The organism is Pseudomonas paracarnis (assembly GCF_904063055.1).
Classification (GTDB): Bacteria; Pseudomonadota; Gammaproteobacteria; order Pseudomonadales; family Pseudomonadaceae; genus Aquipseudomonas; species Aquipseudomonas paracarnis.
The window spans coordinates 185,282-208,175 of the sequence record NZ_CAJFCN010000006.1 but is presented as its reverse complement, the minus strand read 5'-3'; the positions used below and the strand labels follow the sequence as shown (position 1 = coordinate 208,175).

Below are 22,894 nucleotides of genomic sequence, written 5' to 3'. Positions count from 1 at the left end.
CGAGCATCGCAGGCAAGCCAGCTCCCACATTGGATTTTCAGCGGAAAGAGATACGATGTATTCACTCGAAGACCTGCTGCACCTGATGAGCCGCCTGCGCGACCCGCAATACGGCTGCCCGTGGGACATCAAGCAAACCTACGCGACCATCGTCCCGCACACGCTGGAGGAGGCCTATGAAGTGGCCGACGCCATCGAGCGCGGCGATTTCGATCACCTGCAAGGTGAGTTGGGCGACCTGCTGTTCCAAGTGGTGTATTACAGCCAACTGGCGCGGGAAGAAGGGCGCTTCGAATTTGCCGGCGTGATCGACGGCATCACCCGTAAGTTGATTCGCCGGCATCCTCACGTGTTCCCAACCGGCGACCTGTACGCACCGCTGGATATCCCGCAGTTGAGCGAAGAACAGGTCAAGGAACGCTGGGAGCAGATCAAAGCTGAGGAGCGCGCAGAAAAGTCCGACGCTCCCGAGCAACTCTCCCTGCTCGATGATGTGCCCACCGCCTTACCGTCGTTATCCCGTGCGGCCAAATTACAAAAGCGCGCCAGCCAGGTCGGTTTCGACTGGCCGTCCGCGTTGCCGGTGGTGGATAACGTGCGCGAAGAGTTGGACGAAGTGCTCGAAGCCATGGCCGATAACGACTCGGCGGCCATCGCCGATGAAGTCGGCGACCTGCTGTTTGCCGCGGTCAACCTGGCCCGTCACCTCAAGGTCGACCCGGAAACCGCCTTGCGCGGTGCCAATGCCAAGTTCGAACGACGTTTCCGATTTATCGAACAGGCATTGCGCGATACGCACCAACCCATAGAAGATTGCACCCTCGAAGAGTTGGACGCCCTGTGGGGCGAAGCCAAACGCCAGGAAAAGAATGTGTCCAGCTGCGGTTGAGCAGCTGCCTAAGTGAGTAAGCACCATGAGCCTTTCCCTTCGCGACCAGTTGCTCAAAGCAGGTCTGGTCAACCAAAAGCAGGCCAAACAGGTCGGCAAAGAGAAGCAGAAACAGCAGCGCCTGGTCCACAAGGGCCAGGCCGAAGTCGATGATACCCAGGCGCGCCTGGCCGCTGAGGCACACGCCGAGAAGGTCAAGCGTGACCAGGAGCTGAACCGTCAGCAGCAGGAAAAAGCCGAGGCCAAGGCGCGTACCGCCCAGGTCAAGCAACTGATCGAGACCTCGCGCCTGCCCAAGCTGACCACCGAGGACTACTACAACTTCGTCGATGACAAGAAGGTCAAGCGCCTGTCGGTCAACACGCTGATGCGCAACAAGCTGAGCAACGGCTCCCTGGCGATCGTGCACCACGGTGGCGGCTACGAGGTGATCCCGCGCGAAGCGGCGCTCAAAATCCAGGAGCGTGCTCCGGAGCGTATCGTGCAGCTCAACATCCTCACCGAAAGCCAGGTGCCGGATGAAGACGATCCGTACGCCGCTTACCAGATCCCTGATGATCTGATGTGGTAAGCCGCTAGAAACGACAAACCCCGCCAAACGGCGGGGTTTGTGTTTTAAGCGTGCAGCCTGTTACCAATCCACTGCGTAACTCAGGCTGAAGGTACGACCTTCGGCATTCGGGTACGGTGCGCGGGCGTTGGCCTGGGCGAACATGTTCTGGTAGTTGCGGTTGGTGAGGTTGTACACCGCACCTTCGAGGCGGCCTACCGGTAGCCTTACCGAGCCCAGCAAGTCGACCAGGGTGTAGCCCTGGATATCGCGGCCGTTGTTGTCTTTGGCCGCCGCGTCATAATTGGCCAGGCGCATACCCTGCAAGCGCAGGCTGTAGTCGTCACGCTCATAGCCGACAAAGGCTGTGGTCTTGGCGGGGGAGATGCGGGTGGCAGGCAGGTCGATCCACTTGCCGTTCTGCTGGGTCTCGCCTTTGGCGTAAGCGTAAGTACCGCCGACGGACCATTGGTCGCTGATGATATAGGTCAGGCCGGTTTCGACGCCACGTACGCGTTCTTTCTGATTGATCAGGCGCAGCACACGATCATTGGCATCATAGAACTGCGTGACATCCGAGGTGTTTTCGTACGCGGTGACACTGGCCTGCCACTTGTCCCAGTCGCCACGCCAGCCCAGCTCGTAACTATCGACTTTCAAGGCCTGGGCATTGAGGTCCTGGATATCGTATTGGCTGTTCACGTCACGCAGGAAGCGCTGGATATCCGGTAGGGAAAAGCCCTGGCTGAAGTTGACGAACACATCCTGGTTGTCGGTCAGGTGGTACACCGCACCGAGGTTATAGAGCGTGTCATCGTATTTGAGCGTGCCACCGGGCAGTGTCGCGCGGTTGCCGGTCTGGACGATTTCGCCATACGCGATGCTGTCGGAGACTTTACTCTCAATCCATTCGCGACGTACGCCACCGCGCAAGGTCCAGTTGTCGATGTCGTAGGAGAGCTGGCCAAAGATGGCTTTGGTGGTGGTCTCGATATCTGGACCCAGTTCGAACGTGGTACCGGTTTTCGTGTAGGTCAGGCCATTGACCCGGTATTGGTCGCCACGCTGGCGTGAGGTTTCATGGTCGTAGTCCGCGCCCCATACCAGGTTGCCCGTTGCCGGGCCGATGTCCGGCATCTGGGTCTCGATCGCCGCACGCAGGCCGTAGACGTCCTGCACGCTGTTGTTATCTGACACGCCTGCCCGGCCTCGGGACAGGTCTGGAAAGAACAGGGCGTCGGCCCGCCGCCAGTAGCTTTCGATCTGCAGGCCCTGGCCGTAGAAATCCTTGTCGGCGTAGTTGAGGTTGACCGCCTGGTTGTGGGTGTAGGGTTGGTCGCCCAGGTCCAGGCCTTTTACGGCGACTGCGTTGCTGGTGATGCGGGGGTTCTTGGTGTAGCGGGTGTCTTGTTCGTCCTTGTAGTCTTGCAGCGACAGGCTGATCTTCTTGTCGTCATCAAGCTCATAGCCGAAGCGACCTTGCAGGTCGTAGGTATCGGTGTCCATGTTGCTGCCCTGGGACGTGTCCTGGGGAATGCGCTTGCCATTACCGTCGAACTGATCGTTGCGCTGCACGGTGTTGCCCGAGAGGTACCAGTCCACCGGGCCCTTGCGCCCGGTGGCGCTTTGGAACGCCTGGTAAGCGAACCCCTTGTGGCTGAGGTTGTTACCGGCGGTCATGCCGATCTTGCTGCTGAACGCCAGGTCTTCACCTTGGTTGCGTTTGGTGATGATGTTGATGATGCCGCCCGATGCGCCTGCGCCGTAGACACTGCTGGCACCGGAGATCACTTCGATACGCTCGATGCTTTCCGGTGCCACGCTGTTGAGCTGGCGGAAGTTATCGCGCGTGGCGTTTTGTGAAACCCCATCGATCAGGATCAGGGTATTACGCCCGCGAAGCGTCTGGCCGAAGTTGCTCATGCCGCCGCTGGAAGGGGCAATGCCAGGCACCAGTTGGCCGAGGATATCGGCGACCCGACGTCCTGCCCCGGTCTGCTGGCGGATTTGCGCTTCATTGATCACCTGCACTGAGCCTGGAATCTGCGCAATGCTGGTTTCGCTGCGCGTGGCCGATACGACTGTTGCCTGTAATTGCAGGCTGGTCGGGGCTGCCTGTGTCTGTTCTGTCTGATCGGCCCAGGCGGGCGCACTCATCGAGCCGAGAAGCGGCAGCAGAACGGCCAATTGCGATTTATTCATGGGTTTGTCTCAGAGTTATTAGAAGTATTGACAGAAAAATCGGGTGTCTCAGGCGCTCGCGTATATGAACGGATCGCGCGGATACTCACTGCGGCCAATGCATAGGTCAGTGCGACCAGCCAGAAGCTGTGCGCCAGGCCCACCCACCCCATGCCGATACCGCCTATCAAGGCGCCGCACAGCGCACCTGCTTTGGCGGCGCTGTTACCCATGCCCAGGGCAAAACCCTGCTGGCTGGACGCGACGGTATTGGCGATCAGCGTGTAGGCCACGGGCAGCAAAGCTCCCTGCCACACGCCCCACAGCAACCGGCTGGCGATGAACCCCAACCATTCACTGGCCAGCGCCGTGCAGGCCAGCGTGAGGGCGCAGGCCCAGGTGACCCATTCGATGATGCGCAGCGTATGTGCTGGCTGATGTCGATCGAACAGGCGGCCCCATAACGGCGCAGACAGTGCCAGGGTCAAGGCGCTGGCGCCATAGCTGGCGCCGATCAGCCACGCGGGCGCCTGCAAAACCTCGGCAACATATAAAGCGTAAAACGGTTGCGGCATCATCCTGGCTGCCTGGATCAATACGATGATTCCCAACATCGCGCCAAGCCAGCCTTTGGGCAGTGCGACAGGCTTCGATGGGCGGGCAGGTCTGGATCGTGGTGAGTCGCTGGGCAAGAACGCGCTGATTATCGCGCACAACAGGCAGACGGCGGTGGCGCTGTAGCACAGCAATGCGAAACCGGATATGTCCATGAGCCAGCCGCCCAATACCGGCCCGGCCAGGGAGCCTACGGCAGTGGCTGATTGCAGCCTGGCAAGAATGTGACCCCGTCCGCCGTCGCCGCAGCAGGCCAGTGCGTAGGCTTGGGCAGCTGCAATGAAGCCGGCCAACGCACCTTGCACCACGCGGATGACCACCAGCCACCACGGATCAGGCGTTATCGCAGCCAGCGCCTGACACACCGCCAGTGCCAGCAACGCGCGGATGATCATGGGCTTATGGCCGGTACGGTCGCCCAGCTTCCCCCACATGGGCGTGAGGATCATCGCTGCCATCATCGGCCCGGCATACACCAGCGAAGACAGCAGGCCGGTGTACTGAGCATTGGCAACGCCCAACAGCGTCTGGATTTGCAGCGGCCAGAACGGTCCGCTCATTTCCATCGCCCCCATCGACACCAACTGAATCACCACCAGCAGCCGCAGCGCTGTGTTGTTAGTCGGCATTGGCGGCCGCGCTCAACGGGTTGGGCAGGCGCCCTACGATATCGGCATGACTCTCCAGCAGACGCATGCGCATGAACGACTTGGCCGGCCACGCGTGCTCCAGCAGTGCTTCGCGCTCGGTGGCCCAGCGCTGCGGATCAACCTGCGAGCGCAGGTCGTCAAAACACTGGCTGACCTGAGCCGACAGTTCATTCCAGAGCAGCGTCTGGGGGATGTCGAAGTGGCGCGCGGCAAGCAGGATGAGCTCGCCCAGATGGCACATGAATACGGTGTGCAGCAGCTTGTCCCTTACGAAACCTGCGTCGTCGTACAGCGTCATCTTCGGGTCGTGCAGTTCAATGTCCAGGCCGTGGGCGTGCAAGGTTTTGCGGTCGATACGGATATCGCCGAAATCGCGTAACAGCAGGCGGCTCAATTGCCCGTCTGCGGCCATGACCATAAAGGAGTTCTGCTGATGGGCCTCGAATGCAACGCCGTAGCGCAAATACATGCCCAGCAGCGCTGGCACACTGATCGCCGCGTACTCATGGAAGAAGGCGAGCATGGCCGCCGCGTCATCCTTGCCTTGGCTCAGGCGCACCCATTGGCGCAGCAGCGGCTGGCCGTGTTGATCAATGGCAAACAGGCTGCCCACCGGCACGGCCATTTCCCCGGGCTGGAGCTGGCTATGGGGATTGTCGCGATAGAGCACCGCCAGGTGGCGGGAGTGCTCGTCATTGGCCGGCTGTGGCTTGAAATGCACACCGATACGCTCGGGAACGATGCTGAGGATTTTCTGAATCGCAGGCTCGCGCTCCAGGATGGCCAGCAGCAAATGGCTGATCCGTGGGCCCATGCGCGCCGAGCGCGGTGAGACGGTGCGCTGCACGCTGGTCAGTCGCAGCGACACGGGCAGTTTGACCATAGGCGCATCGCAACGCCCTTCAGGCAATACGGTTCTGAATGACATGGTGGGGTGGGCGGTAAACGCGACGATATCGGTCAGCACCAGCAGTTTGTCGCCGATTTCGTTGGCGAACAGTTGGGGCAGTTCCTGGCGTGCCTGCCAAGGGTGGGAGGGCAATGGCAGATAATCGCCTGCCTGAAGGCCCTGTGCTTGCAGGACTGCGGTCAATTGCTGTGCCGCTTGCGGGAAGTGCTCGCTCCACCACTGCCAGTAATCGGCGGTACCGGCCAACTTTTCGACATGGGCAAATTGGCGATGCAGCGCGCACAGCAATACCGGAAAGCGTGCTTCGAATTCCGGCGAGTAGTCGATGACTTGCTCGGTATTCAGGCCTAGCTTGGTCTTGTAGTTGGGGTGCCATGGGTGACCCAATGTTCCCCACTGTTCAAGCACGGAAGTCGGGTTGATAACGCTCGGGCTGTTCTTGAGATGACTGAGGAGATTGTCTTGATACACCGGGTCCATGGACGCATGCAGCTTGAGCGTCCATTGCTCATGGAAGGCCAGGCACAAGGTGTCGTTGATGAAGCTGTCGTCGATCTCGACGTTGAGGCGGTTGAGCACTTCCCGGTCAGCAGGCGACTCAAGGCTGGCGTTAAGTAACGTCAACAATTGTGAGGGGAATTGGATTTTCTGTTCGGGCTGGCCTTCGCGCAACAGGATGACTTCGCCGCGCAGGTCCCAGCTTGCCATGCGGCCAGGACGCAAATGTTCGAAACGTAGTCGGGCTTGGCAAGGCAGTGTCAGCGAGCATTGCCCATGTTCGTCATAAATGAGCGTGCTGGAGTCCAGCAGGCTTTCACGAAACAATGCTTGGATCAGGCGTTGGAAGCTACGTTCGGCGGCGGGTGCCAGCGTATTGATCAGGGCTTGGAGGCTGACGTGGCTGGCCTGAAATTGCGCAGTGGCAAGTGCTTCGCTCCAGCGTTCCAGTAACGCGTTTTCTGGCTTGCTGCTATTTCCATGCATCTAATTGATTCCCTGATTCGTGAGCCTGAATGAAAAGCGAACGAATGATATCGAGAATCATTATTTGTGTGTGTTTTTGTTACATTAATTTATGGCGATTATTGACAAAAAAACCGCGCTCCAAAGGCGCGGTTTCTCGTAAACGGCCCGGCTGCGTGGGCCGGGCGTCCACATGATTTCAGAGCTTCAGGAGCTTTTTGCCTGGCGTTGCAGTTCGAGAGTTTCGAGCTCGTTTTTATAGTTGTGGGCGTCGCTCTCGTTGTGAAACATGCCGACCAATACGTCTTGCTGATGGACATCCCAGATGTGAATCCCATGGCCTACTGCTTCATGGGACATATGTTCATCGTCGCGTTCAGTTACTTTTACAGTCATCTGCTTGCTCCAATCTCTGGTTGATCTGCGGCAAGTCGTCGCAGGCCTCTGTTATATGATTTGTTAGCTTGCTAAGTAAACTGATTTTGCGCGCAATAATTCATTGCGGGGAACGCAACAATGCTGCAGGCCTTGTAAACCAAGGCATTGCGTCGCCAGCGCAGCGGCTTTATGACAAAAGTTTCATGTTCAGGTCGGCTAGGTTGACCTCGGCACCGCTATCGCAGGCAAGCCAGCTCCCACCTTGGAATGCATTCCACTGTGGGAGCTGGCTTGCATGCGATAGCGGGAGTGGCGTCCCCTAAAAATCCCAGGCAAAAAAAAGCCCCGCATTCAGCGAGGCTCTTTTCCGGTGCATCAGCAATCAGCTGCCTTTGACAGCCTTACCGTCAACGGTGCCATCCTGCAGCATGATGTTGTATTCCTTGCCGTCAGTCTCGACCTGACGCAGGGCAACCAGGATGCCGCCCTGGTCCTTGGCAAACCACATCTGTGTGATGCGCTTGCTCTGCGACGGGTCGCGCACGCGCTCGACCTTGATCGCGTCGATCGAACCGACCTTGGTCTGGACCTTTTCCGAGCCGATCACGCGGAAGTCGTAGGTATCGGTATCAGTACCCTCAACCACGCGGTAGCTCATGCTCTTCTTGCCGGCGGCAACATCGCGTTGCAGAGCAAGCTGGTAGGTGGACTTGTCGAGCATGCCGCTTTCGAGAGTGACATTGACCGGGTCTTTGTTTTCAAAGCCGGTGACTTTTTTAGCGCTCTGGTCGAAGTCCAGGTTGATCTTCTTCGCCTTGCCCAGGCCGCCGCGTTCGAAGCTGTAGCTCTTGGGTTGCAGGGTGTCCTTGTCGAACAGGATCACGCTGGTTTCGGTCAAGCTGGCAATCATCATCGAGGCCTTGAAATTCAAGGTCCAGGTACCGTCGCCATTCTTGCTCAGGCTGCGTTCAGCCGAACCGCTCATGGGCAGTTGTTTCCAGTCGGCGGTGTAGCTGACGGAGAAGGGGTGAAGGTCTGCCGCTTGTACGGCAGGCAAAGCGAACAGCGCAAAAGCGAAAAGCAGGGCGCGACGCATAAAATCTCCTAGGTTCGAATCAAGTGGCCGCTGGCCGCGAGTAACTGGCCGTCCAATAATGCACCCTGGTCGCCAAGAATCAACCGTCCTTCGGCAAACCAGCGAACAGCCAGCGGGTAAATCCTGTGTTCCTGGGTATGAACCCGTTGCGCAAGCGTCTGCGCCGAGTCGCCTGACTCTACCGGAACCACTGCCTGTACGACCAGAGGCCCGCCATCGAGTTCCTCGGTCACAAAGTGCACGCTGCAGCCATGCTCACTGTCGCCGGCGTCGAGGGCGCGCTGGTGGGTGTGCATGCCTTTGTACTTGGGCAGCAGGGAAGGGTGGATATTGAGCAGGCGCCCTTCGTAGTGCCGGACGAAATCTGCGCTGAGGATGCGCATGAAACCGGCAAGGACCACGAGTTTGGGGTTGAAGGCGTCGATCAGTTCGATCAAGGCGCTGTCGAAGGCCTCGCGACCGTCGAACGCCTTGTGATCCAGGGAGCGAGTATCGATACCCGCGTCACGGGCGCGTTGCAGACCGTAGGCGTCGCTGCGGTTGGAAATCACCGCAGCGATGCGCACCGGGCTGTCGCCGGTGCGCGTGCTGTCGATCAGGGCCTGCAAGTTACTGCCGGTGCCGGAAAGCAGCACCACGACATCACAGGTCTGGGGCATCAGTGAGCCTTGAGGTTCTTCAGTTCAACCTGGGCTGCGCCTTCGGCAGCAGTGGCGATCTGGCCAATCACCCAAGGTTGCTCGCCGGCTTCACGCAGCACGTTCAGTGCGGTTTCAACGTGTTCCTGCGCAACGCAGATCACCATGCCCACGCCGCAGTTGAGCACGCGGTGCATTTCGGTTTCGTTGACGTTGCCTTTTTCCTGCAGCCAATCGAAGACAGCCGGGCGCTGCCAGCTGGCCACGTCGACAATCGCCTGGGCGCCTTTTGGCAGTACGCGCGGGATGTTGTCCAGCAGGCCGCCACCGGTAATGTGGGCCATGGCCTTGACGGCGCCGGTGTCCTTGATCAGCTTGAGCAGTGGCTTGACGTAGATGCGGGTCGGCGCCATCAGCAGGTCGGTCAGTGGCTTGCCGTCGAGCTGGATGTTCTCGATGTCGGCGCCGGACACTTCGATGATCTTGCGGATCAGCGAGTAGCCGTTGGAGTGCGGGCCGGACGATGGCAGGGCGAGCAGGGCGTCACCAGCAGCTACTTTGGAGCCGTCGATGATCTCGGCTTTTTCCACCACACCGACACAGAAGCCGGCCAGGTCGTAGTCTTCGCCTTCGTACATGCCTGGCATTTCAGCGGTTTCACCGCCGACCAGGGAGCAACCCGACAGTTCGCAGCCAGCACCGATGCCGGTTACGACCTGGGTCGCGGTCTCGACATTGAGCTTGCCGGTGGCGTAGTAGTCGAGAAAGAACAGCGGTTCGGCGCCGCACACCACCAGGTCGTTGACGCACATGGCGACCAGATCGATGCCGATGCTGTCGTGCTTGTTCAGGTTCAGAGCCAGACGCAGCTTGGTGCCCACGCCGTCGGTGCCGGACACCAGTACAGGCTGCTTGTAGCCGGCCGGGATTTCGCAGAGGGCGCCAAAACCGCCCAGGCCACCCATGACTTCAGGGCGCGCAGTGCGCTTGGCGACGCTCTTGATGCGTTCGACCAATGCTTCACCGGCGTCGATGTCTACACCGGCGTCCTTGTAGCTCAGGGAGGGTTGCTTGCTCATGATCCAGGCCTTTAGGGGGGATTTCTGGGTAACGACCGGGCGGGCGGGGGCTTTTGGAAAGGGCCCTGCCGTTGACGGTCTGCGAAGGCGCGCGATTTTATCAGGCTTGAGGGGCAGCGGCCATCCTCGGGCCGACGGGCAGGGCATATGAGTTCAAAAAAATGCAAATCGGGCCGGTAATCGTGCGTATTAAGGTATAGCCTTGAGCTCGCTAGCGTTATGACAGTATGAAAACTTACCGGGACCTTGTGAATGTTTTACCGGTCGCTGTGTCACAGCCTTGCCAAGCCGAGATCACGCGGTCTGTTCCAACCGCTAAATTTGTCGTTCGGGAATCTTCCATGCGTCTGTGTAAATTCTTCTTTGTAGGCTGCTTGTCGTTGGTCAGCCTGGCGAGTCATGCCGAAACCCTCAATGGCCTCTATCAAGTACTTGAACCAGTCAGCAGCCAGTCGCCCCAAGAGCGCGACCAAGCCACCCAGCGTGCTGTGCAGACCCTCGTGATCCGCCTGACCGGCGACGCCAAGGCCGCCGATGGCCCTGGCCTGGCGGCGATCCGCAAAGACCCGCAACAAATCATCAGCCAGTACGGCTACGACGCCGGCCCGCCAGAAAGCCTGCAAGTGGACTTCGACCCGGTCAGCACCGACCGCGCCTTGCGGGATGCGGGCCTGTCGATCTGGGGCAGCAACCGGCCATCGATCCTGGGTTGGTGGCTGAACGATTCAACTGAAGGCAGCAGCCTGGTCGGCGATGGCCAGGCCGTTGCCCAGGCCCTGCGCCGGGCCGCGCAACACCGGGGTCTGCCGCTGCGCTTGCCGCTGGGAGACCTGGATGAACAGGTAGTCGCCACCGCGCCGAACCTTGAAAGCCCGGACGCCACGCCTTTGCGCGCAGCCTCCGAGCGTTACGGTGCCGATGCGTTGCTGGCAGTGCATGCGCGTCAGGAGGGTAGCCAGTGGCAGGCAAAATGGCGCTTGTGGCTGGGCGACAAGGCAGAGGAGGGCACCGCCCAAGGCGCTGACACTGCCGCGCTTGCCGACGCGGTATTGCTGGCGGTCAGCCAAAAGCTGGCGCCGCGCTTTGCGGTCAAACCTGGGGTGAGCAGTGAGCAACTGCTTGAAGTGCAAGGCATGAACCTGGAGCGCTACGCCGCCCTGGGCCGTTTGCTGGAGCCCTTTGGCGGCCAGCCGCAGTTAGTGGATGGCACCCGGATCGTGTATCGCGTCAATGGCAGCGCCGAACAACTGCGCACCCAACTGAGCCTGGCCAAGCTGCAGGAAATTCCTGCTGGCGAAGCCCCGGCCCAGCCAGCCGTGATCGATGGCACGCAACCGGCTGTTGCACCTGAGCCCCAGGCGCAACTGCGTTTTCGTTGGTAAATAGTGTTCCTCCTTCTATATAGAAGAAGGGCGTAAAAAACAGATGGAGTGGTTTATGGCGGATACGCGTCGTTGGGTGTGGCTTGGCGGGATTGTCCTGCTGTGCGGTTTTGTGTTCTTGCTGCATTCGATCCTGACGCCGTTCCTGGTGGCGCTACTGCTCGCCTATCTGTTCGATCCCGTAGTGGATCGCCTGGAAAAAGTCGGCATGTCGCGCACCTGGGGCGTGATCACGGTGTTTGCGCTGTTCACGTTGATCATCACGGCGCTGGTGTTGATATTGGTGCCGATGTTGGCCAAGCAGCTGTTTCGCCTCTATGAGCTGGCGCCGCAGATGCTCGACTGGTTGCAGCACACGGCAATGCCGTGGGCCCAGTCCAAGTTCGGGCTGGCCGATGGCTTCTGGAAGTTCGACAAGGTCAAGGCAGCTATCAGCGAGCATATGGACAAGACCACCGATATCGTCACGGTGGTGCTCAGCCAGGCGACTGCGTCGAGCCTGGCGCTGATCGGCTGGTTGACCAACCTGGTGCTGATCCCGGTGGTGGCGTTCTACCTGCTGCGAGACTGGGACATCATGATGGCCAAGATCCGCAGTCTGCTGCCTCGTGACCGCGAAGAGCGTGTTGTTTCCCTGGCAGCGGAGTGTCATGAGGTATTGGGTGCGTTCGTGCGTGGCCAGTTGCTGGTGATGCTGGCCCTGGGGGTGATTTACGCTGCTGGCCTGATGGCGATCGGCCTGGAGCTGGGGCTGTTGATCGGCTTGATCGCGGGCCTGGCTGCCATCGTGCCGTACATGGGCTTTGTGATCGGCATCGGTGCGGCGCTGGTGGCCGGGCTGTTCCAGTTCGGCGGCGACCTGTACCCGATGCTGGGGATTGTCGCAGTGTTCATGGTGGGCCAGGCCTTGGAAGGCATGGTGCTGACGCCACTGCTGGTGGGCGATCGGATCGGCCTGCACCCGGTGGCAGTGATCTTTGCGATTTTGGCGGGTGGCGAGCTGTTCGGCTTTACCGGCATCCTGTTGGCGCTGCCGGTGGCGGCGGTGATCATGGTGTTGGTGCGCCATGTGCACGACCTGTACAAGGATTCGGACGTGTATACCGGGGTGGATGAGCCCGAGTTGTAATCGCGGTGTCACAAACCCGGCCCTGGCCGGGTTTGTTGTTTCTGGCGCCGGGGTGCGTCAAACAAACTGCGTAAAACCCCCGGGTTAACGCAAACCTTTGATTTTGCTTGTGGTCTGCTGCATTGTGCGCCCGGCGTCACGGGTATAAACTTTGCAAACTTTACATAGAGGCCACTAACGGTTCGATGGGAGCCGTTCAGTCAGCATGAAACCGATTCAGCTGCCCCTAGGTGTGCGTCTGCGTGATGACGCTACCTTTATCAACTACTACCCAGGCGCCAATGCCGCTGCACTCGGCTATGTGGAGCGGCTTTGCGAAGCCGACGCCGGGTGGACTGAAAGCCTGATCTATCTGTGGGGCAAGCATGGCGTGGGGCGTACCCACCTGCTGCAGGCCGCATGCCTGCGTTTCGAGCAGACGGGCGAGCCGGCGGTCTACCTGCCCTTGGCCGAATTGATGGACCGCGGGATCGGCATCTTCGATAACCTTGAGCAATATGAACTGGTGTGTCTCGACGACCTGCAGGCAGTGGCCGGCAAGCCGGAGTGGGAAGAGGCGCTGTTTCATCTGTTCAACCGCCTGCGCGACAGCGGCCGGCGTTTGCTGATCGCCGCGTCCACCTCACCGCGTGAACTGCCGGTGAAGCTGGCTGACCTCAAGTCGCGCCTGACCCTGGCGTTGATCTTCCAGATGCGCCCATTATCCGATGAGGACAAGCTGCGTGCGCTGCAACTGCGCGCTTCCCGTCGTGGCCTGCACCTGACCGACGAAGTCGGGCACTTTATCCTCACCCGTGGCACCCGCAGCATGAGCGCGCTGTTCGATTTGCTTGAGCAACTCGACCAGGCTTCCTTGCAGGCACAAAGAAAATTGACGATCCCTTTCCTGAAAGAAACCTTGGGCTGGTAAGGTCTTGATTTTCCGTGTAACGGCATTTTCAAGGCGTCAGAAAACCTGCGTTTGAGCCCGAAGGGCTACGCAACTGAAGCGAGAAATGGAATCACGGCTTAGATGGCATAGTCGAAACGATAAGTCACATAGATCGCGATTGAATTTGCAAATCGATGTGATAGAGGGCATAGTCTCGGCTTCTTTACACATCAGCCACGGTCGTGCCCATGCTAAATCGCTTCGCACCCCTCGTGCCTCTCGCACTCGTTACCCTGTTGTTTGGTTGCGCCTCCCACCCTCAGCAGGTGGCAGAACAGCAAAAACCACAGGTTCAAAATCAGGCAAAGTTCGTTGCTGCACAGTCTGCTTCTGTTTATGAAGAAGAGGTGGCAACCGAAAAAGAACTCGCCGAGTTCTCTGACAGCAAGCCTTACCAACTGCCTCTTCTGGCCGACAGCATCCTTGAGCGCGGCATGTCCTTGATCGGTACCCGTTACCGTTTCGGCGGCACCTCGGAAGCCGGTTTTGATTGCAGTGGGTTCATTGGCTACCTGTTTCGTGAAGAAGCTGGCATGAATCTGCCGCGCTCTACGCGCGAGATGATCAACGTGAATGCACCGTTGGTCGCGCGAAACAACCTCAAGCCCGGTGATCTGCTTTTCTTTAGTACCAGTGGTCGCGGTCGTGTCAGCCACGCCGGTATCTACCTGGGCGATAACCAGTTTATTCACTCCAGCAGCCGCCGCAGTGGTGGTGTTCGGGTCGATAACCTCGGTGACAGCTACTGGAGCAAAACCTTCATCGAAGCCAAGCGTGCACTCGCCATGGCTCCGACTACGGTTACCGCTAGTAAGTAAAGTTAAAGTGATACTTGAAGTTTGACGTGTAAGCGCTAGAATCCCTGGACATTGTTGTCATCCGTTCGCGCGAGCTTTGCTTGCGCGTTCTGGTTTTCAACGTTCGGCAGCGAAAGCCGCATCCAGACCAGGATTGTTCTGCACATGTCGACCTCGGCCCGCCTGATGCTTATTGTTTGCGCCGCGCTGCTCAGCGCCTGCGCCAGTCGTACACCGCCGCCCGCGCCTGTCGCGGTCAAGCCTAAGCCGGTGTTCAACTATGCCACCCAGAATTTCTCGCCTGCTGCCGAAGACGTGCTCTTTCGTGCGCTGGGCCTGGTCGGCACGCCATATCGCTGGGGCGGCAATACACCGGACTCGGGGTTCGATTGCAGTGGCTTGATCGGCTTTGTATTCCGCGACGCTGCCGGCATCTCATTGCCGCGCACCACCCGTGAATTGATCGTGATGCGTGCCCAGGACGTCAGCGAACAAAACCTGCAAACCGGCGATCTGCTGTTCTTCGCCACCGGTGGCGGTTCGCGGGTCAGCCATGCGGGCATCTATGTGGGCGAAGGGCGCTTCGTGCATGCACCGCAGACCGGCGGTACGGTGAAGCTGGATACGCTATCCAAAGCGTATTGGCAGAATGCCTACCTGAGTGCCAAGCGCGTGTTGCCAGGGAATCTGGCGCGTAACCCCTGAATCAATAAAACTCCAAAATGTGGGAGCGGGCTTGCCCGCGAATGCAGTGTGTCAGTCAACGGCTTAGTTGGCTGGGCCACCGTAATCGCGGGCAAGCCCGCTCCCACATGGGTGTGTGGTTATTTACTTAACAGCCGACACCCGCCAAACCTTATTGCCCACATCATCGGCCACCAGCAAATCACCCTGCTGATCTATCACCACGCCGACCGGCCGGCCCATGGCTTTCTCATCGCTATCAAGAAACCCCGTCAGCACATCCACCGGTTGCCCTTTCGGCTGGCCCCCTTCGAAGGGAACGAAAATCACCTTGTAGCCACTGTGCGGCTTGCGGTTCCAGGAACCATGCTGGCCGATAAATGCGCCATTACTGAAGGGAGCGGGCAGTTTGCTGCCCTCGGCGAAGGTCAGCCCCAGCGACGCAGTATGAGGGCCTACCGCATAGTCGGGAGCGATGGCCTTGGCGACCATGTCCAGGTTCTGCGGGGTGACACGCACATCCACATGCTGGCCGTAATAACTGAAAGGCCAGCCGTAGAAGCCGCCATCCTTGACCGAGGTGATGTAATCCGGCACCAGGTCACTGCCGATCTCATCGCGTTCGTTGACCGCCGTCCACAGCTTGCCGCTCTGTGGCTCCCAGGCCATGCCGTTGGGGTTGCGCAGGCCGGAGGCAAAAATGCGGTGTTGGCCGCTGGCGCGGTCGACTTCCCAAATGGCGGCGCGGCCCTGTTCGGCTTCCAGGCCGTTTTCGCCGACGTTGCTGTTGGAGCCGACGCTCACGTACAGCTTGCTGCCGTCCTGGCTGGCCACCACATTTTTGGTCCAGTGGTGGTTCAAGGGGCCACCGGGTAAATCCACCACCTTGGTGCCTGGGGAGGTGATTGTGGTTTCACCTGGCTGATAGGGGAAGCGCAGCAACTTATCCGAATCGGCCACGTACAGGTCGTTGCCCATCAGGGTCATGCCAAACGGCGAATTGAGGTTTTCCAGGAACACCGTACGAGTTTCTGCCACACCGTCATGGTCGGCATCGCGCAGCAAGGTAATGCGGTTCGGGCTCGGCACGCCGGCGCCAGCGCGGTCCATGACTTTTTCCATCACCCAGCCGCGCACGCCTTTGGCATCGTCCGGCTTGGGCGGTGCATTGGTCTCGGCCACCAGAACGTCGCCGTTGGGCAGCACGTAGAGCCAGCGCGGGTGGTCCAGGCCTTCGGCGAATGCGGCCACTTGGGTGCCGGCGGCGGCGACGGGCTTGGCGCCTTCGGGCCAGCCGATGGCCGGGGCGATATTGACGGTGGGGATCAACGTCTTGTTCGGCTCCGGCAGCCGGGGCGAGGGCCCGGTGCCGTCGGCGACCTGCAGGGTCGAGCTTTCGCCGCACGCAGCGAGGCTACCGGCGAACATGATCAGTAGGGCAAGTCGGGTTTTAGGCATGGTTTTCTCCTTGATACCTGTAGGGGTAGAGAAGCACGAACGGCGGATGGTTCAAGTACAAGGCCAGCTTTAATTGACGCTCCACCCCCAACCCACTAACCTTCGCGGCTTGTTCCAGGTGCTCTGTGGCGTACGCGTCGACGGAGTGAAACAGGGAAGCCGGTGAGCGAGCGCACTTGTACACAGTGCTGCCGCGATTCCGGCGCTGCCCCCGCAACGGTAAATGAGTCAAGACGGTGCTGTTTGCCACTGTGTCGCGTGCGATATGGGAAGGCGCGCCCTCGGCTGCTTGCTATCAAAAGCGCCACTCATGAGCCCGGAGACCGGCCTGGATCATCCAACAGCATCACGGTGGGCGATGCTTGGCTGTCTGTTGTTTCTTTTTCCTGCCCGCCGTTTTTGTCCAGCCCCAACGGAGAGCTGCCATGACTGATTCCCCCGACCGCGACGAACGCCACCTGGCGCGCATGCTGCGCAAAAAAGCCGTGATTGACGAGCGCATCGCCAATTCCCCGAACGAGTGCGGCCTGCTGCTGGTGCTGACCGGCAACGGCAAAGGCAAGAGCAGTTCGGCGTTCGGCATGTTGGCCCGGGCCATGGGCCATGGCATGCAGTGCGGTGTGGTGCAGTTCATCAAGGGGCGTAACAGCACCGGCGAAGAATTGTTTTTTCGCCGCTTCCCCGAGCAGGTGCGCTTTCACGTGATGGGCGAAGGTTTCACCTGGGAAACCCAGGATCGCCAGCGCGATATCGCCGCTGCCGAAGCGGCTTGGGCAGTGTCCCGGGCCATGTTGAATGACCCTTCCATCGGCTTGGTGGTGCTGGATGAACTGAACATCGCCCTCAAGCACGGTTATCTTGACCTGGACCAGGTACTCAGCGACCTGCAAGCCCGCCCGCCCATGCAGCATGTGGTGGTCACCGGCCGTGGCGCCAAGCCTGAGCTGATCGAAATGGGCGACACCGTCACCGAAATGGGCATGCTCAAGCACGCGTTCCAGGCCGGTATCAAGGCACAGAAAGGCGTCGAACTTTGAATCAGCCCCGTCATTGCCCGGCCGTACTGATCGCCGCTCCGGCGTCCGGCCAGGGCAAAACCACGGTCACCGCCGCGTTGGCGCGTTTGCACCGCAACCTGGGGCGCAAGGTGCGCGTGTTCAAATGCGGGCCGGACTTTCTCGACCCGATGATCCACGAGCGTGCCAGTGGCGCGCCGGTGTACCAGTTGGACATGTGGATGGTGGGCGAGCAGGAAAGCCGCCGCCTGCTCTGGGAGGCAGCGGGGGAGGCCGACCTGATCCTCATCGAAGGCGTGATGGGCCTGTTCGACGGCACGCCTTCCAGCGCTGACTTGGCGCGGCACTTCGGTGTACCGGTGCTGGGCGTGATCGATGGCACGGCTATGGCCCAGACGTTCGGCGCCCTGGCCCTGGGGCTGGCGCGCTATCAGCCCGACCTGCCGTTCGCCGGCGTGCTGGCCAATCGCGTCGGCACCCTGCGCCATGCGCAATTGCTTGAAGGCAGCCTCACTGAGGGCTTGCGTTGGTACGGTGCATTGTCCCGCGAGACCGGCATCGAACTGCCCAGCCGCCACCTGGGCCTGGTGCAAGCCAGCGAACTGAATGACCTTGATATACGCCTGGATGCCGCCGCCCAGGCGTTGGGCAGCAGTTGCGAAGTGGCCCTGCCGCCGCGGGTGACCTTTGCCGCGCCGCACGTGATCGAAACCGAACCCTTGCTGGCCGGTGTGCGGATTGCCGTGGCCCGTGACGAAGCCTTTGCTTTTACTTACGGCGCCAGCCTGGATCTGTTGCGGGCAATGGGCGCGGAGCTGAAGTTCTTCTCACCGATCCATGATCGCCAATTGCCTGAAGCGGACAGCCTCTATTTGCCCGGCGGGTATCCGGAACTGCACCACCAGGCATTGTCGGCCAATACCTCGATGCTGGACGCCATTCGTGCTCATCACGCCGCTGGCAAACCGCTGCTCGCCGAATGCGGTGGCATGCTCTATCTGCTCGACTCGTTGACCGATGTGGAGGGTGAGCGCGCCGAACTGGTTGGCTTGTTGCAAGGTGATGCGGTGATGCAGAAGAAACTCGCGGCCCTGGCGCTGCAAAGCGTCGAGCTGCCGGAGGGGACCTTGCGTGGGCATACCTATCACCATTCCCTGACCAGTACCGAATGGGCGCCGATTGCCCGTGGCCTGAGCCCTAACGGCGGGCGCGGTGCCGAAGCGGTTTACCGACAGGGTCGTTTGACCGCCTCCTATGTGCACTTTTATTTTCCGTCGAATCCTGGCGCGGTGGCCGCGTTGTTTGCGCCCGACCTTGAGACCGCTATCGCAGGCAAGCCAGCTCCCACAGTTGACCCAGTTGCAAACCAATCCAATGTGGGAGCGGGCTTGCTCGCGAAGAGGCCATGACTGACAACGCATTCCCCCAAGCCGACCGCGAAGCCGTCTACCGCGCCATCGCCGAACGCCGCGACATGCGCCACTTCCGCGGTGGCAGCGTCGCGCCTGAACTGCTGCAGCGCCTGCTCCACGCTGCGCACCAGGCGCCCAGCGTCGGCCTGATGCAGCCGTGGCGTTTTATCCGCATCAGCGATCGCTCGTTGCGCAGCCAGATTCAACAGTTGGTAGAAGAAGAGCGCGTACGCACCGCCGAAGCATTGGGCGAGCGCTCCGATGCGTTCATGAAGCTCAAGGTCGAAGGCATCAACGATTGTGCCGAGGTATTGGTCGCCGCCTTGATGGACGATCGCGAGCGCCACATCTTCGGGCGCCGCACCCTGCCGGAAATGGACATGGCCTCGCTCTCCTGCGCCATCCAGAACCTGTGGCTGGCGGCGCGCGTGGAAGGGTTGGGCATGGGCTGGGTTTCGCTGTTCGACCCCCAGGCCCTGGCCGAGTTGCTGGGTTTGCCACCCGGCGCAAAACCCCTTGCAGTGTTGTGCCTGGGGCCGGTGGCCGAGTTTTACCCGGCACCGATGTTGCAGCTTGAAGGCTGGGCCGATCCGCGACCGCTGAGTGACATGCTGTATGAAAACACGTGGGGAGTGAGTCAATGAGTGTGGCCTTGCTGTGTGTGGCTGCGGTGGCGCTGGATGCGCTGCTCGGTGAGCCCAGGCGCTGGCATCCGCTGGTGGCGTTCGGCAATTTCGCCGGGCGCATCGAGCAACGTTTCAATACTGGCGGGCGTGGCTGGCGCAGCCATGGTGTGACCGCGTGGTTTATTGCGGTGGTGCCGCTGACCCTGCTGGCCACGGCGTTGTCGTGGGCGCCTTATATCGGCTGGCTGCTGGAGATCCTGGCGTTGTACTGCGCCCTGGGCATGCGCAGCCTGGGCGAGCACGTGATACCAGTGGCCCAGGCCCTGCGCCGTGATGACCTGGACGAGGCGCGTACAGGTGTGAGTTACCTGGTCAGCCGTCAGACCAGTGAACTGGACCGTACTGAAGTGGCCCGCGCAGCCACCGAATCGGTGCTGGAGAACGGCAGCGATGCGGTATTCGCCGCGTTGTTCTGGTTTGTGGTGGCCGGTGTGCCGGGCGTGGTGCTCTATCGTCTGAGCAACACCCTGGACGCCATGTGGGGCTATCGCAATGAGCGCTTTGAGCGCTTCGGTTGGGCAGCCGCCAGGATCGATGATGTGCTCAACTATATTCCTGCGCGCTTGGTGGCTTTAACCTACGCGTTATTGGGTAAAACCCGCCTGGCGCTCAAATGCTGGCGCACTCAGGGCCCGACTTGGGACAGCCCCAACGCCGGCCCGGTGATGGCGGCAGGGGCCGGTGCCTTGGGTGTGGAGCTCGGCGGCGCGGCGATTTATCACGGCGAGGTGCATCAGCGCCCGCCATTGGGCGAAGGCCCGCCGGCCGACGCCGATTCCATTGATCGCGGCTGGCAACTGGTGCAGCGCGGCGTATGGCTGTGGCTGCTGGTCCTGTGCGTGGGGGCGCAAATCTATGCTTGAACATGGTGGTCGGCTGCGTAAGGCCGCGATTGAGTACGGCATTGCCGAAGCGGATTGGCTCGACCTGTCCAGCGGCCTGGCGCCCTGGCCGTGGCCGATTCCCGAGATTCCCTTGCGTGCCTGGGCGCGCTTGCCGGAAACCGATGACGGCTTGGAGAAGGCTGCCAGCGAGTACTACGGCGCCGGCCCATTGCTGCCGGTGCCGGGCTCTCAGGCCGCGATCCAACTGCTGCCGCGCTTGCGTCGTTCCGGCAAGGTCGGCGTGCTTTCGCCCTGTTACGCCGAACACGCCGAAGCCTGGCGCCGCGCCGGTTATGTGGTGCGCGAAGTGCAGGAGCAGGAAGTCGACTTCTTTCTCGACAGCCTCGACGTGCTGGTCGTGGTCAACCCCAACAACCCCACGGGCTTGAGCCTGAGCCCGCAACGCCTGCTGGACTGGCATGCGCGGTTGGCCCAGCGCGGTGGCTGGCTGGTGGTGGACGAGGCGTTCATTGACGTGACCCCGGACTTGAGCCTGGCCAGCCATGCCGATCAGGTCGGCTTGATCGTACTGCGCTCATTCGGCAAGTTCTTCGGCTTGGCCGGCGTGCGCCTGGGCTTTGTGCTGGCCGAGCGCAAGTTGCTCAAGCTGTTGGCCGAACAGGTCGGGCCCTGGGCCGTCAGTGGGCCGACGCGGGTGTTGGGCCAAGTGTGCCTGCGCGACACCGACGGGCATGCGCGCCAGCGCAGTCGTTGCATCGCAGCCGGCCAGCGTCTGTTCGAGTTGCTTGAGCGCCGTGGGCTTCAACCGCACGGCGGCTGCGCATTGTTCCAGTGGTTGATTACCCCCCACGCTGAACGGCTGTACGAATTCATGGCCCAACGCGGCATCCTGCTGCGCCTGTTCGTGCACAACAGCAGCGTGCGCTTGGGCCTGCCCGACACCGACGCCGACTGGCTGCGCCTTGATGAAGCCCTGGCCGCCTACAAGGACGCCACATGACCACGTTGATGGTGCAGGGCACCACCTCCGACGCCGGTAAAAGCACCCTGGTGACTGCGCTGTGTCGCTGGCTGGTACGCCAAGGCGTCGCGGTGGCACCGTTCAAACCGCAGAACATGGCGCTCAACAGCGCGGTGACCGCCGAAGGCGGCGAGATCGGCCGCGCCCAGGCGGTGCAGGCCCAGGCTGCCAACCTGGCGCCCCATACCGACATGAACCCGGTATTGCTCAAGCCCAACAGCGACACCGGCTCCCAAGTGATCATCCATGGCCGTGCGGTCACCAGCATGAATGCCGTGGCCTATCACGACTACAAAGCCATTGCGATGCGAGCGGTGCTGGCCTCCCACGCGCGTTTGAGCCAGGCCTACCCGGTGGTGATGGTCGAAGGCGCGGGCTCACCGGCCGAGATCAACCTGCGCGCCAATGACATTGCCAACATGGGCTTCGCCGAGGCGGTGGACTGCCCGGTGCTGTTGATCGCGGACATCAACCGCGGCGGCGTGTTTGCCCATCTGGTTGGCACCCTGGAGCTGCTGTCGCCCAGTGAACAGGCGCGGGTCAAGGGCTTCATCATCAACCGTTTTCGCGGCGATATCGCGTTGCTGCAACCAGGGCTGGACTGGCTCGAAGCGCGCACCGGCAAACCGGTCGTCGGCGTGCTGCCCTACGTGATGGACCTGCACCTGGAGGCGGAAGACGGCATCGACCAGCGCCAGATCGACAAGGCCGCCCAAGTGCTCAAGGTGGTGGTGCCGGTGCTGCCGCGCATCAGCAACCATACCGACTTCGACCCGCTGCGCTTGCACCCCCAGGTGGACTTGCAGTTCGTCGGGCCGGGCCAGGCGATACCTGCCGCTGACCTGATCATCCTGCCGGGCTCGAAAAGCGTGCGCAGTGACTTGGCCTATCTGCGTGCCAATGGCTGGGAAACCGCCGTGGCGCGGCATCTGCGTTATGGCGGCAAGGTACTGGGGATCTGCGGCGGCTTGCAGATGCTCGGCGAGCAGGTCCATGACCCGCTGGGTCTGGAAGGGCTCGCGGGCTCCAGTGCCGGCCTTGGGTTGCTGGCGTTCAGCACCACCCTGGAACAAGAGAAACAACTGCGCAATGTGCGTGGGCGTCTGGTATTGGAAGATGCCGACGTCAGCGGTTATGAAATCCATGCGGGGGTGACCTGCGGCGCTGCCTTGGCAAGCGCTGCGGTCCTGCTGGACGATGGCCGCAGCGATGGCGCGCAGAGCCCTGATGGGCAAATTCTAGGCACCTACCTGCACGGCCTATTCGAGACCCCGGCTGCGTGCAGCGCGTTGCTGCGTTGGGCCGGGTTGCAGGATGTGCAAGAGGTGGATTATCACGGCTTGCGCGAGCGCGATATCGAGCGGTTGGCGGACTTGGTGGAGCACCACTTGGACACCGATTTGTTGCGCAAGCTATGTGGGATCTGACGGTGTTCACACCATCCAACTGTGGGAGCTGGCTTGCCTGCGATAGCCATGTGTATCTACACAACGCTGTAGTGCTCAACGGTAACCACGATGCGAAGCGAGCCGCCCTTGATCTTGATCTGCTTTTGATCTTGATCTTAGGCGGCCCCCCAAATCA

General features: G+C 60.8%; 21 protein-coding genes and 1 riboswitch. Of the genes, 13 read left to right on the top strand and 8 right to left on the bottom strand.

What is annotated here, in order from left to right:
• Window positions 1-55 precede the first annotated feature (55 nt).
• Window positions 56-889 (top strand): nucleoside triphosphate pyrophosphohydrolase, encoded by an 834-nt coding sequence (gene mazG, locus JMV15_RS15095; RefSeq protein WP_014719403.1) that lies wholly within the window; start codon window positions 56-58, stop codon window positions 887-889.
• Between the two features lie 25 nt (window positions 890-914).
• Entirely contained in the window at window positions 915-1,460 is a 546-nt protein-coding gene (locus JMV15_RS15090) for a DUF2058 domain-containing protein (RefSeq protein WP_014719402.1), read from the top strand.
• 60 nt (window positions 1,461-1,520) lie between these two features.
• Here JMV15_RS15090 and JMV15_RS15085 read toward each other — a convergent pair whose 3' ends face one another.
• The 7 genes from JMV15_RS15085 to purM all read right to left on the bottom strand — a co-directional run bounded on the left by JMV15_RS15085 (window position 1,521) and on the right by purM (window position 9,949).
• Complete coding sequence (locus JMV15_RS15085; RefSeq protein ID WP_038451083.1) at window positions 1,521-3,641, bottom strand: TonB-dependent receptor; 2,121 nt, start codon at window positions 3,639-3,641, stop codon at window positions 1,521-1,523.
• Window positions 3,638-4,864 (bottom strand): MFS transporter, encoded by a 1,227-nt coding sequence (locus JMV15_RS15080; protein WP_019820433.1) that lies wholly within the window; start codon window positions 4,862-4,864, stop codon window positions 3,638-3,640. The genes JMV15_RS15085 and JMV15_RS15080 overlap by 4 nt, the downstream gene beginning before the upstream one ends.
• Window positions 4,854-6,779, bottom strand: coding sequence for an IucA/IucC family protein (locus tag JMV15_RS15075; protein ID WP_038451081.1), 1,926 nt, complete (start codon window positions 6,777-6,779; stop codon window positions 4,854-4,856). The genes JMV15_RS15080 and JMV15_RS15075 overlap by 11 nt, the downstream gene beginning before the upstream one ends.
• Before the next feature lie 186 nt (window positions 6,780-6,965).
• A complete protein-coding gene (locus JMV15_RS15070) occupies window positions 6,966-7,154 on the bottom strand; it encodes a hypothetical protein (RefSeq protein ID WP_003193064.1) in 189 nt (62 codons plus the stop codon).
• Window positions 7,155-7,518: 364 nt separating this feature from the next.
• A complete protein-coding gene (locus JMV15_RS15065) occupies window positions 7,519-8,232 on the bottom strand; it encodes a DUF3108 domain-containing protein (protein ID WP_014719399.1) in 714 nt (237 codons plus the stop codon).
• Between the two features lie 8 nt (window positions 8,233-8,240).
• Window positions 8,241-8,891 (bottom strand): phosphoribosylglycinamide formyltransferase, encoded by a 651-nt coding sequence (gene purN, locus JMV15_RS15060; RefSeq protein WP_003193061.1) that lies wholly within the window; start codon window positions 8,889-8,891, stop codon window positions 8,241-8,243.
• Window positions 8,891-9,949 (bottom strand): phosphoribosylformylglycinamidine cyclo-ligase, encoded by a 1,059-nt coding sequence (purM, locus tag JMV15_RS15055; RefSeq protein ID WP_014719398.1) that lies wholly within the window; start codon window positions 9,947-9,949, stop codon window positions 8,891-8,893. The genes purN and purM overlap by 1 nt, the downstream gene beginning before the upstream one ends.
• Window positions 9,950-10,290: 341 nt before the next feature.
• Between purM and JMV15_RS15050 the strand changes: the two genes are divergently transcribed.
• The 5 genes from JMV15_RS15050 to JMV15_RS15030 all read left to right on the top strand — a co-directional run bounded on the left by JMV15_RS15050 (window position 10,291) and on the right by JMV15_RS15030 (window position 14,893).
• Window positions 10,291-11,331: a DUF2066 domain-containing protein gene (locus tag JMV15_RS15050; protein ID WP_014719397.1), complete on the top strand. Its 1,041-nt coding sequence runs from the start codon at window positions 10,291-10,293 to the stop codon at window positions 11,329-11,331.
• A 55-nt stretch (window positions 11,332-11,386) separates the two neighbouring features.
• The gene (locus tag JMV15_RS15045) at window positions 11,387-12,460 is read left to right on the top strand and encodes an AI-2E family transporter (RefSeq protein WP_014719396.1); all 1,074 of its coding nucleotides are present in this window, start codon (window positions 11,387-11,389) and stop codon (window positions 12,458-12,460) included.
• A 205-nt stretch (window positions 12,461-12,665) separates the two neighbouring features.
• On the top strand, window positions 12,666-13,370 hold the full coding sequence (gene hda, locus JMV15_RS15040) for a DnaA regulatory inactivator Hda (RefSeq protein ID WP_014719395.1): 705 nt from the start codon (window positions 12,666-12,668) through the stop codon (window positions 13,368-13,370).
• Window positions 13,371-13,579: 209 nt separating this feature from the next.
• Window positions 13,580-14,209 carry a C40 family peptidase gene (locus JMV15_RS15035; RefSeq protein WP_003193051.1) on the top strand — a complete coding sequence of 210 codons (630 nt, stop codon included), beginning with the start codon at window positions 13,580-13,582 and terminating at the stop codon, window positions 14,207-14,209.
• 144 nt (window positions 14,210-14,353) lie between these two features.
• Entirely contained in the window at window positions 14,354-14,893 is a 540-nt protein-coding gene (locus JMV15_RS15030; protein WP_003193049.1) for a C40 family peptidase, read from the top strand.
• Window positions 14,894-15,016: 123 nt separating this feature from the next.
• Here JMV15_RS15030 and JMV15_RS15025 read toward each other — a convergent pair whose 3' ends face one another.
• The gene (locus tag JMV15_RS15025) at window positions 15,017-16,330 is read right to left on the bottom strand and encodes a PQQ-dependent sugar dehydrogenase (protein WP_032903123.1); all 1,314 of its coding nucleotides are present in this window, start codon (window positions 16,328-16,330) and stop codon (window positions 15,017-15,019) included.
• Window positions 16,331-16,429: 99 nt separating this feature from the next.
• A riboswitch (cobalamin riboswitch) is annotated at window positions 16,430-16,676 on the top strand.
• A 79-nt stretch (window positions 16,677-16,755) separates the two neighbouring features.
• Here JMV15_RS15025 and cobO point away from each other — a divergent pair.
• The 6 genes from cobO to JMV15_RS14995 are packed head-to-tail and all read left to right on the top strand — an operon-like array spanning window position 16,756 to window position 22,737.
• Window positions 16,756-17,367, top strand: coding sequence for a cob(I)yrinic acid a,c-diamide adenosyltransferase (cobO, locus tag JMV15_RS15020; protein ID WP_005790169.1), 612 nt, complete (start codon window positions 16,756-16,758; stop codon window positions 17,365-17,367).
• The gene (locus JMV15_RS15015; RefSeq protein ID WP_038451077.1) at window positions 17,364-18,755 is read left to right on the top strand and encodes a cobyrinate a,c-diamide synthase; all 1,392 of its coding nucleotides are present in this window, start codon (window positions 17,364-17,366) and stop codon (window positions 18,753-18,755) included. Before cobO ends, JMV15_RS15015 begins: the two co-directional genes overlap by 4 nt.
• Window positions 18,752-19,402, top strand: a complete 651-nt coding sequence (gene bluB, locus JMV15_RS15010; protein WP_014719391.1) for a 5,6-dimethylbenzimidazole synthase — start codon at window positions 18,752-18,754, stop codon at window positions 19,400-19,402. The genes JMV15_RS15015 and bluB overlap by 4 nt, the downstream gene beginning before the upstream one ends.
• Entirely contained in the window at window positions 19,399-20,307 is a 909-nt protein-coding gene (cbiB, locus tag JMV15_RS15005; RefSeq protein ID WP_038451075.1) for an adenosylcobinamide-phosphate synthase CbiB, read from the top strand. Before bluB ends, cbiB begins: the two co-directional genes overlap by 4 nt.
• Window positions 20,300-21,289, top strand: a complete 990-nt coding sequence (cobD, locus tag JMV15_RS15000; protein WP_032903127.1) for a threonine-phosphate decarboxylase CobD — start codon at window positions 20,300-20,302, stop codon at window positions 21,287-21,289. Before cbiB ends, cobD begins: the two co-directional genes overlap by 8 nt.
• A complete protein-coding gene (locus JMV15_RS14995; RefSeq protein ID WP_038451074.1) occupies window positions 21,286-22,737 on the top strand; it encodes a cobyric acid synthase in 1,452 nt (483 codons plus the stop codon). Before cobD ends, JMV15_RS14995 begins: the two co-directional genes overlap by 4 nt.
• Window positions 22,738-22,894: the final 157 nt, after the last annotated feature.

What these genes read in the sequence shown, in the direction of transcription:
- mazG (WP_014719403.1), top strand. Translation starts at nt 56, where the DNA reads ATGTATTCACTCGAAGACCTGCTGCACCTGATGAGCCGCCTGCGCGAC.
- JMV15_RS15090 (WP_014719402.1), top strand. Translation starts at nt 915, where the DNA reads ATGAGCCTTTCCCTTCGCGACCAGTTGCTCAAAGCAGGTCTGGTCAAC.
- JMV15_RS15085 (WP_038451083.1), bottom strand. Translation starts at nt 3,641, where the DNA reads ATGAATAAATCGCAATTGGCCGTTCTGCTGCCGCTTCTCGGCTCGATG.
- JMV15_RS15080 (WP_019820433.1), bottom strand. Translation starts at nt 4,864, where the DNA reads ATGCCGACTAACAACACAGCGCTGCGGCTGCTGGTGGTGATTCAGTTG.
- JMV15_RS15075 (WP_038451081.1), bottom strand. Translation starts at nt 6,779, where the DNA reads ATGCATGGAAATAGCAGCAAGCCAGAAAACGCGTTACTGGAACGCTGG.
- JMV15_RS15070 (WP_003193064.1), bottom strand. Translation starts at nt 7,154, where the DNA reads ATGACTGTAAAAGTAACTGAACGCGACGATGAACATATGTCCCATGAA.
- JMV15_RS15065 (WP_014719399.1), bottom strand. Translation starts at nt 8,232, where the DNA reads ATGCGTCGCGCCCTGCTTTTCGCTTTTGCGCTGTTCGCTTTGCCTGCC.
- purN (WP_003193061.1), bottom strand. Translation starts at nt 8,891, where the DNA reads ATGCCCCAGACCTGTGATGTCGTGGTGCTGCTTTCCGGCACCGGCAGT.
- purM (WP_014719398.1), bottom strand. Translation starts at nt 9,949, where the DNA reads ATGAGCAAGCAACCCTCCCTGAGCTACAAGGACGCCGGTGTAGACATC.
- JMV15_RS15050 (WP_014719397.1), top strand. Translation starts at nt 10,291, where the DNA reads ATGCGTCTGTGTAAATTCTTCTTTGTAGGCTGCTTGTCGTTGGTCAGC.
- JMV15_RS15045 (WP_014719396.1), top strand. Translation starts at nt 11,387, where the DNA reads ATGGCGGATACGCGTCGTTGGGTGTGGCTTGGCGGGATTGTCCTGCTG.
- hda (WP_014719395.1), top strand. Translation starts at nt 12,666, where the DNA reads ATGAAACCGATTCAGCTGCCCCTAGGTGTGCGTCTGCGTGATGACGCT.
- JMV15_RS15035 (WP_003193051.1), top strand. Translation starts at nt 13,580, where the DNA reads ATGCTAAATCGCTTCGCACCCCTCGTGCCTCTCGCACTCGTTACCCTG.
- JMV15_RS15030 (WP_003193049.1), top strand. Translation starts at nt 14,354, where the DNA reads ATGTCGACCTCGGCCCGCCTGATGCTTATTGTTTGCGCCGCGCTGCTC.
- JMV15_RS15025 (WP_032903123.1), bottom strand. Translation starts at nt 16,330, where the DNA reads ATGCCTAAAACCCGACTTGCCCTACTGATCATGTTCGCCGGTAGCCTC.
- cobO (WP_005790169.1), top strand. Translation starts at nt 16,756, where the DNA reads ATGACTGATTCCCCCGACCGCGACGAACGCCACCTGGCGCGCATGCTG.
- bluB (WP_014719391.1), top strand. Translation starts at nt 18,752, where the DNA reads ATGACTGACAACGCATTCCCCCAAGCCGACCGCGAAGCCGTCTACCGC.
- cbiB (WP_038451075.1), top strand. Translation starts at nt 19,399, where the DNA reads ATGAGTGTGGCCTTGCTGTGTGTGGCTGCGGTGGCGCTGGATGCGCTG.
- cobD (WP_032903127.1), top strand. Translation starts at nt 20,300, where the DNA reads ATGCTTGAACATGGTGGTCGGCTGCGTAAGGCCGCGATTGAGTACGGC.
- JMV15_RS14995 (WP_038451074.1), top strand. Translation starts at nt 21,286, where the DNA reads ATGACCACGTTGATGGTGCAGGGCACCACCTCCGACGCCGGTAAAAGC.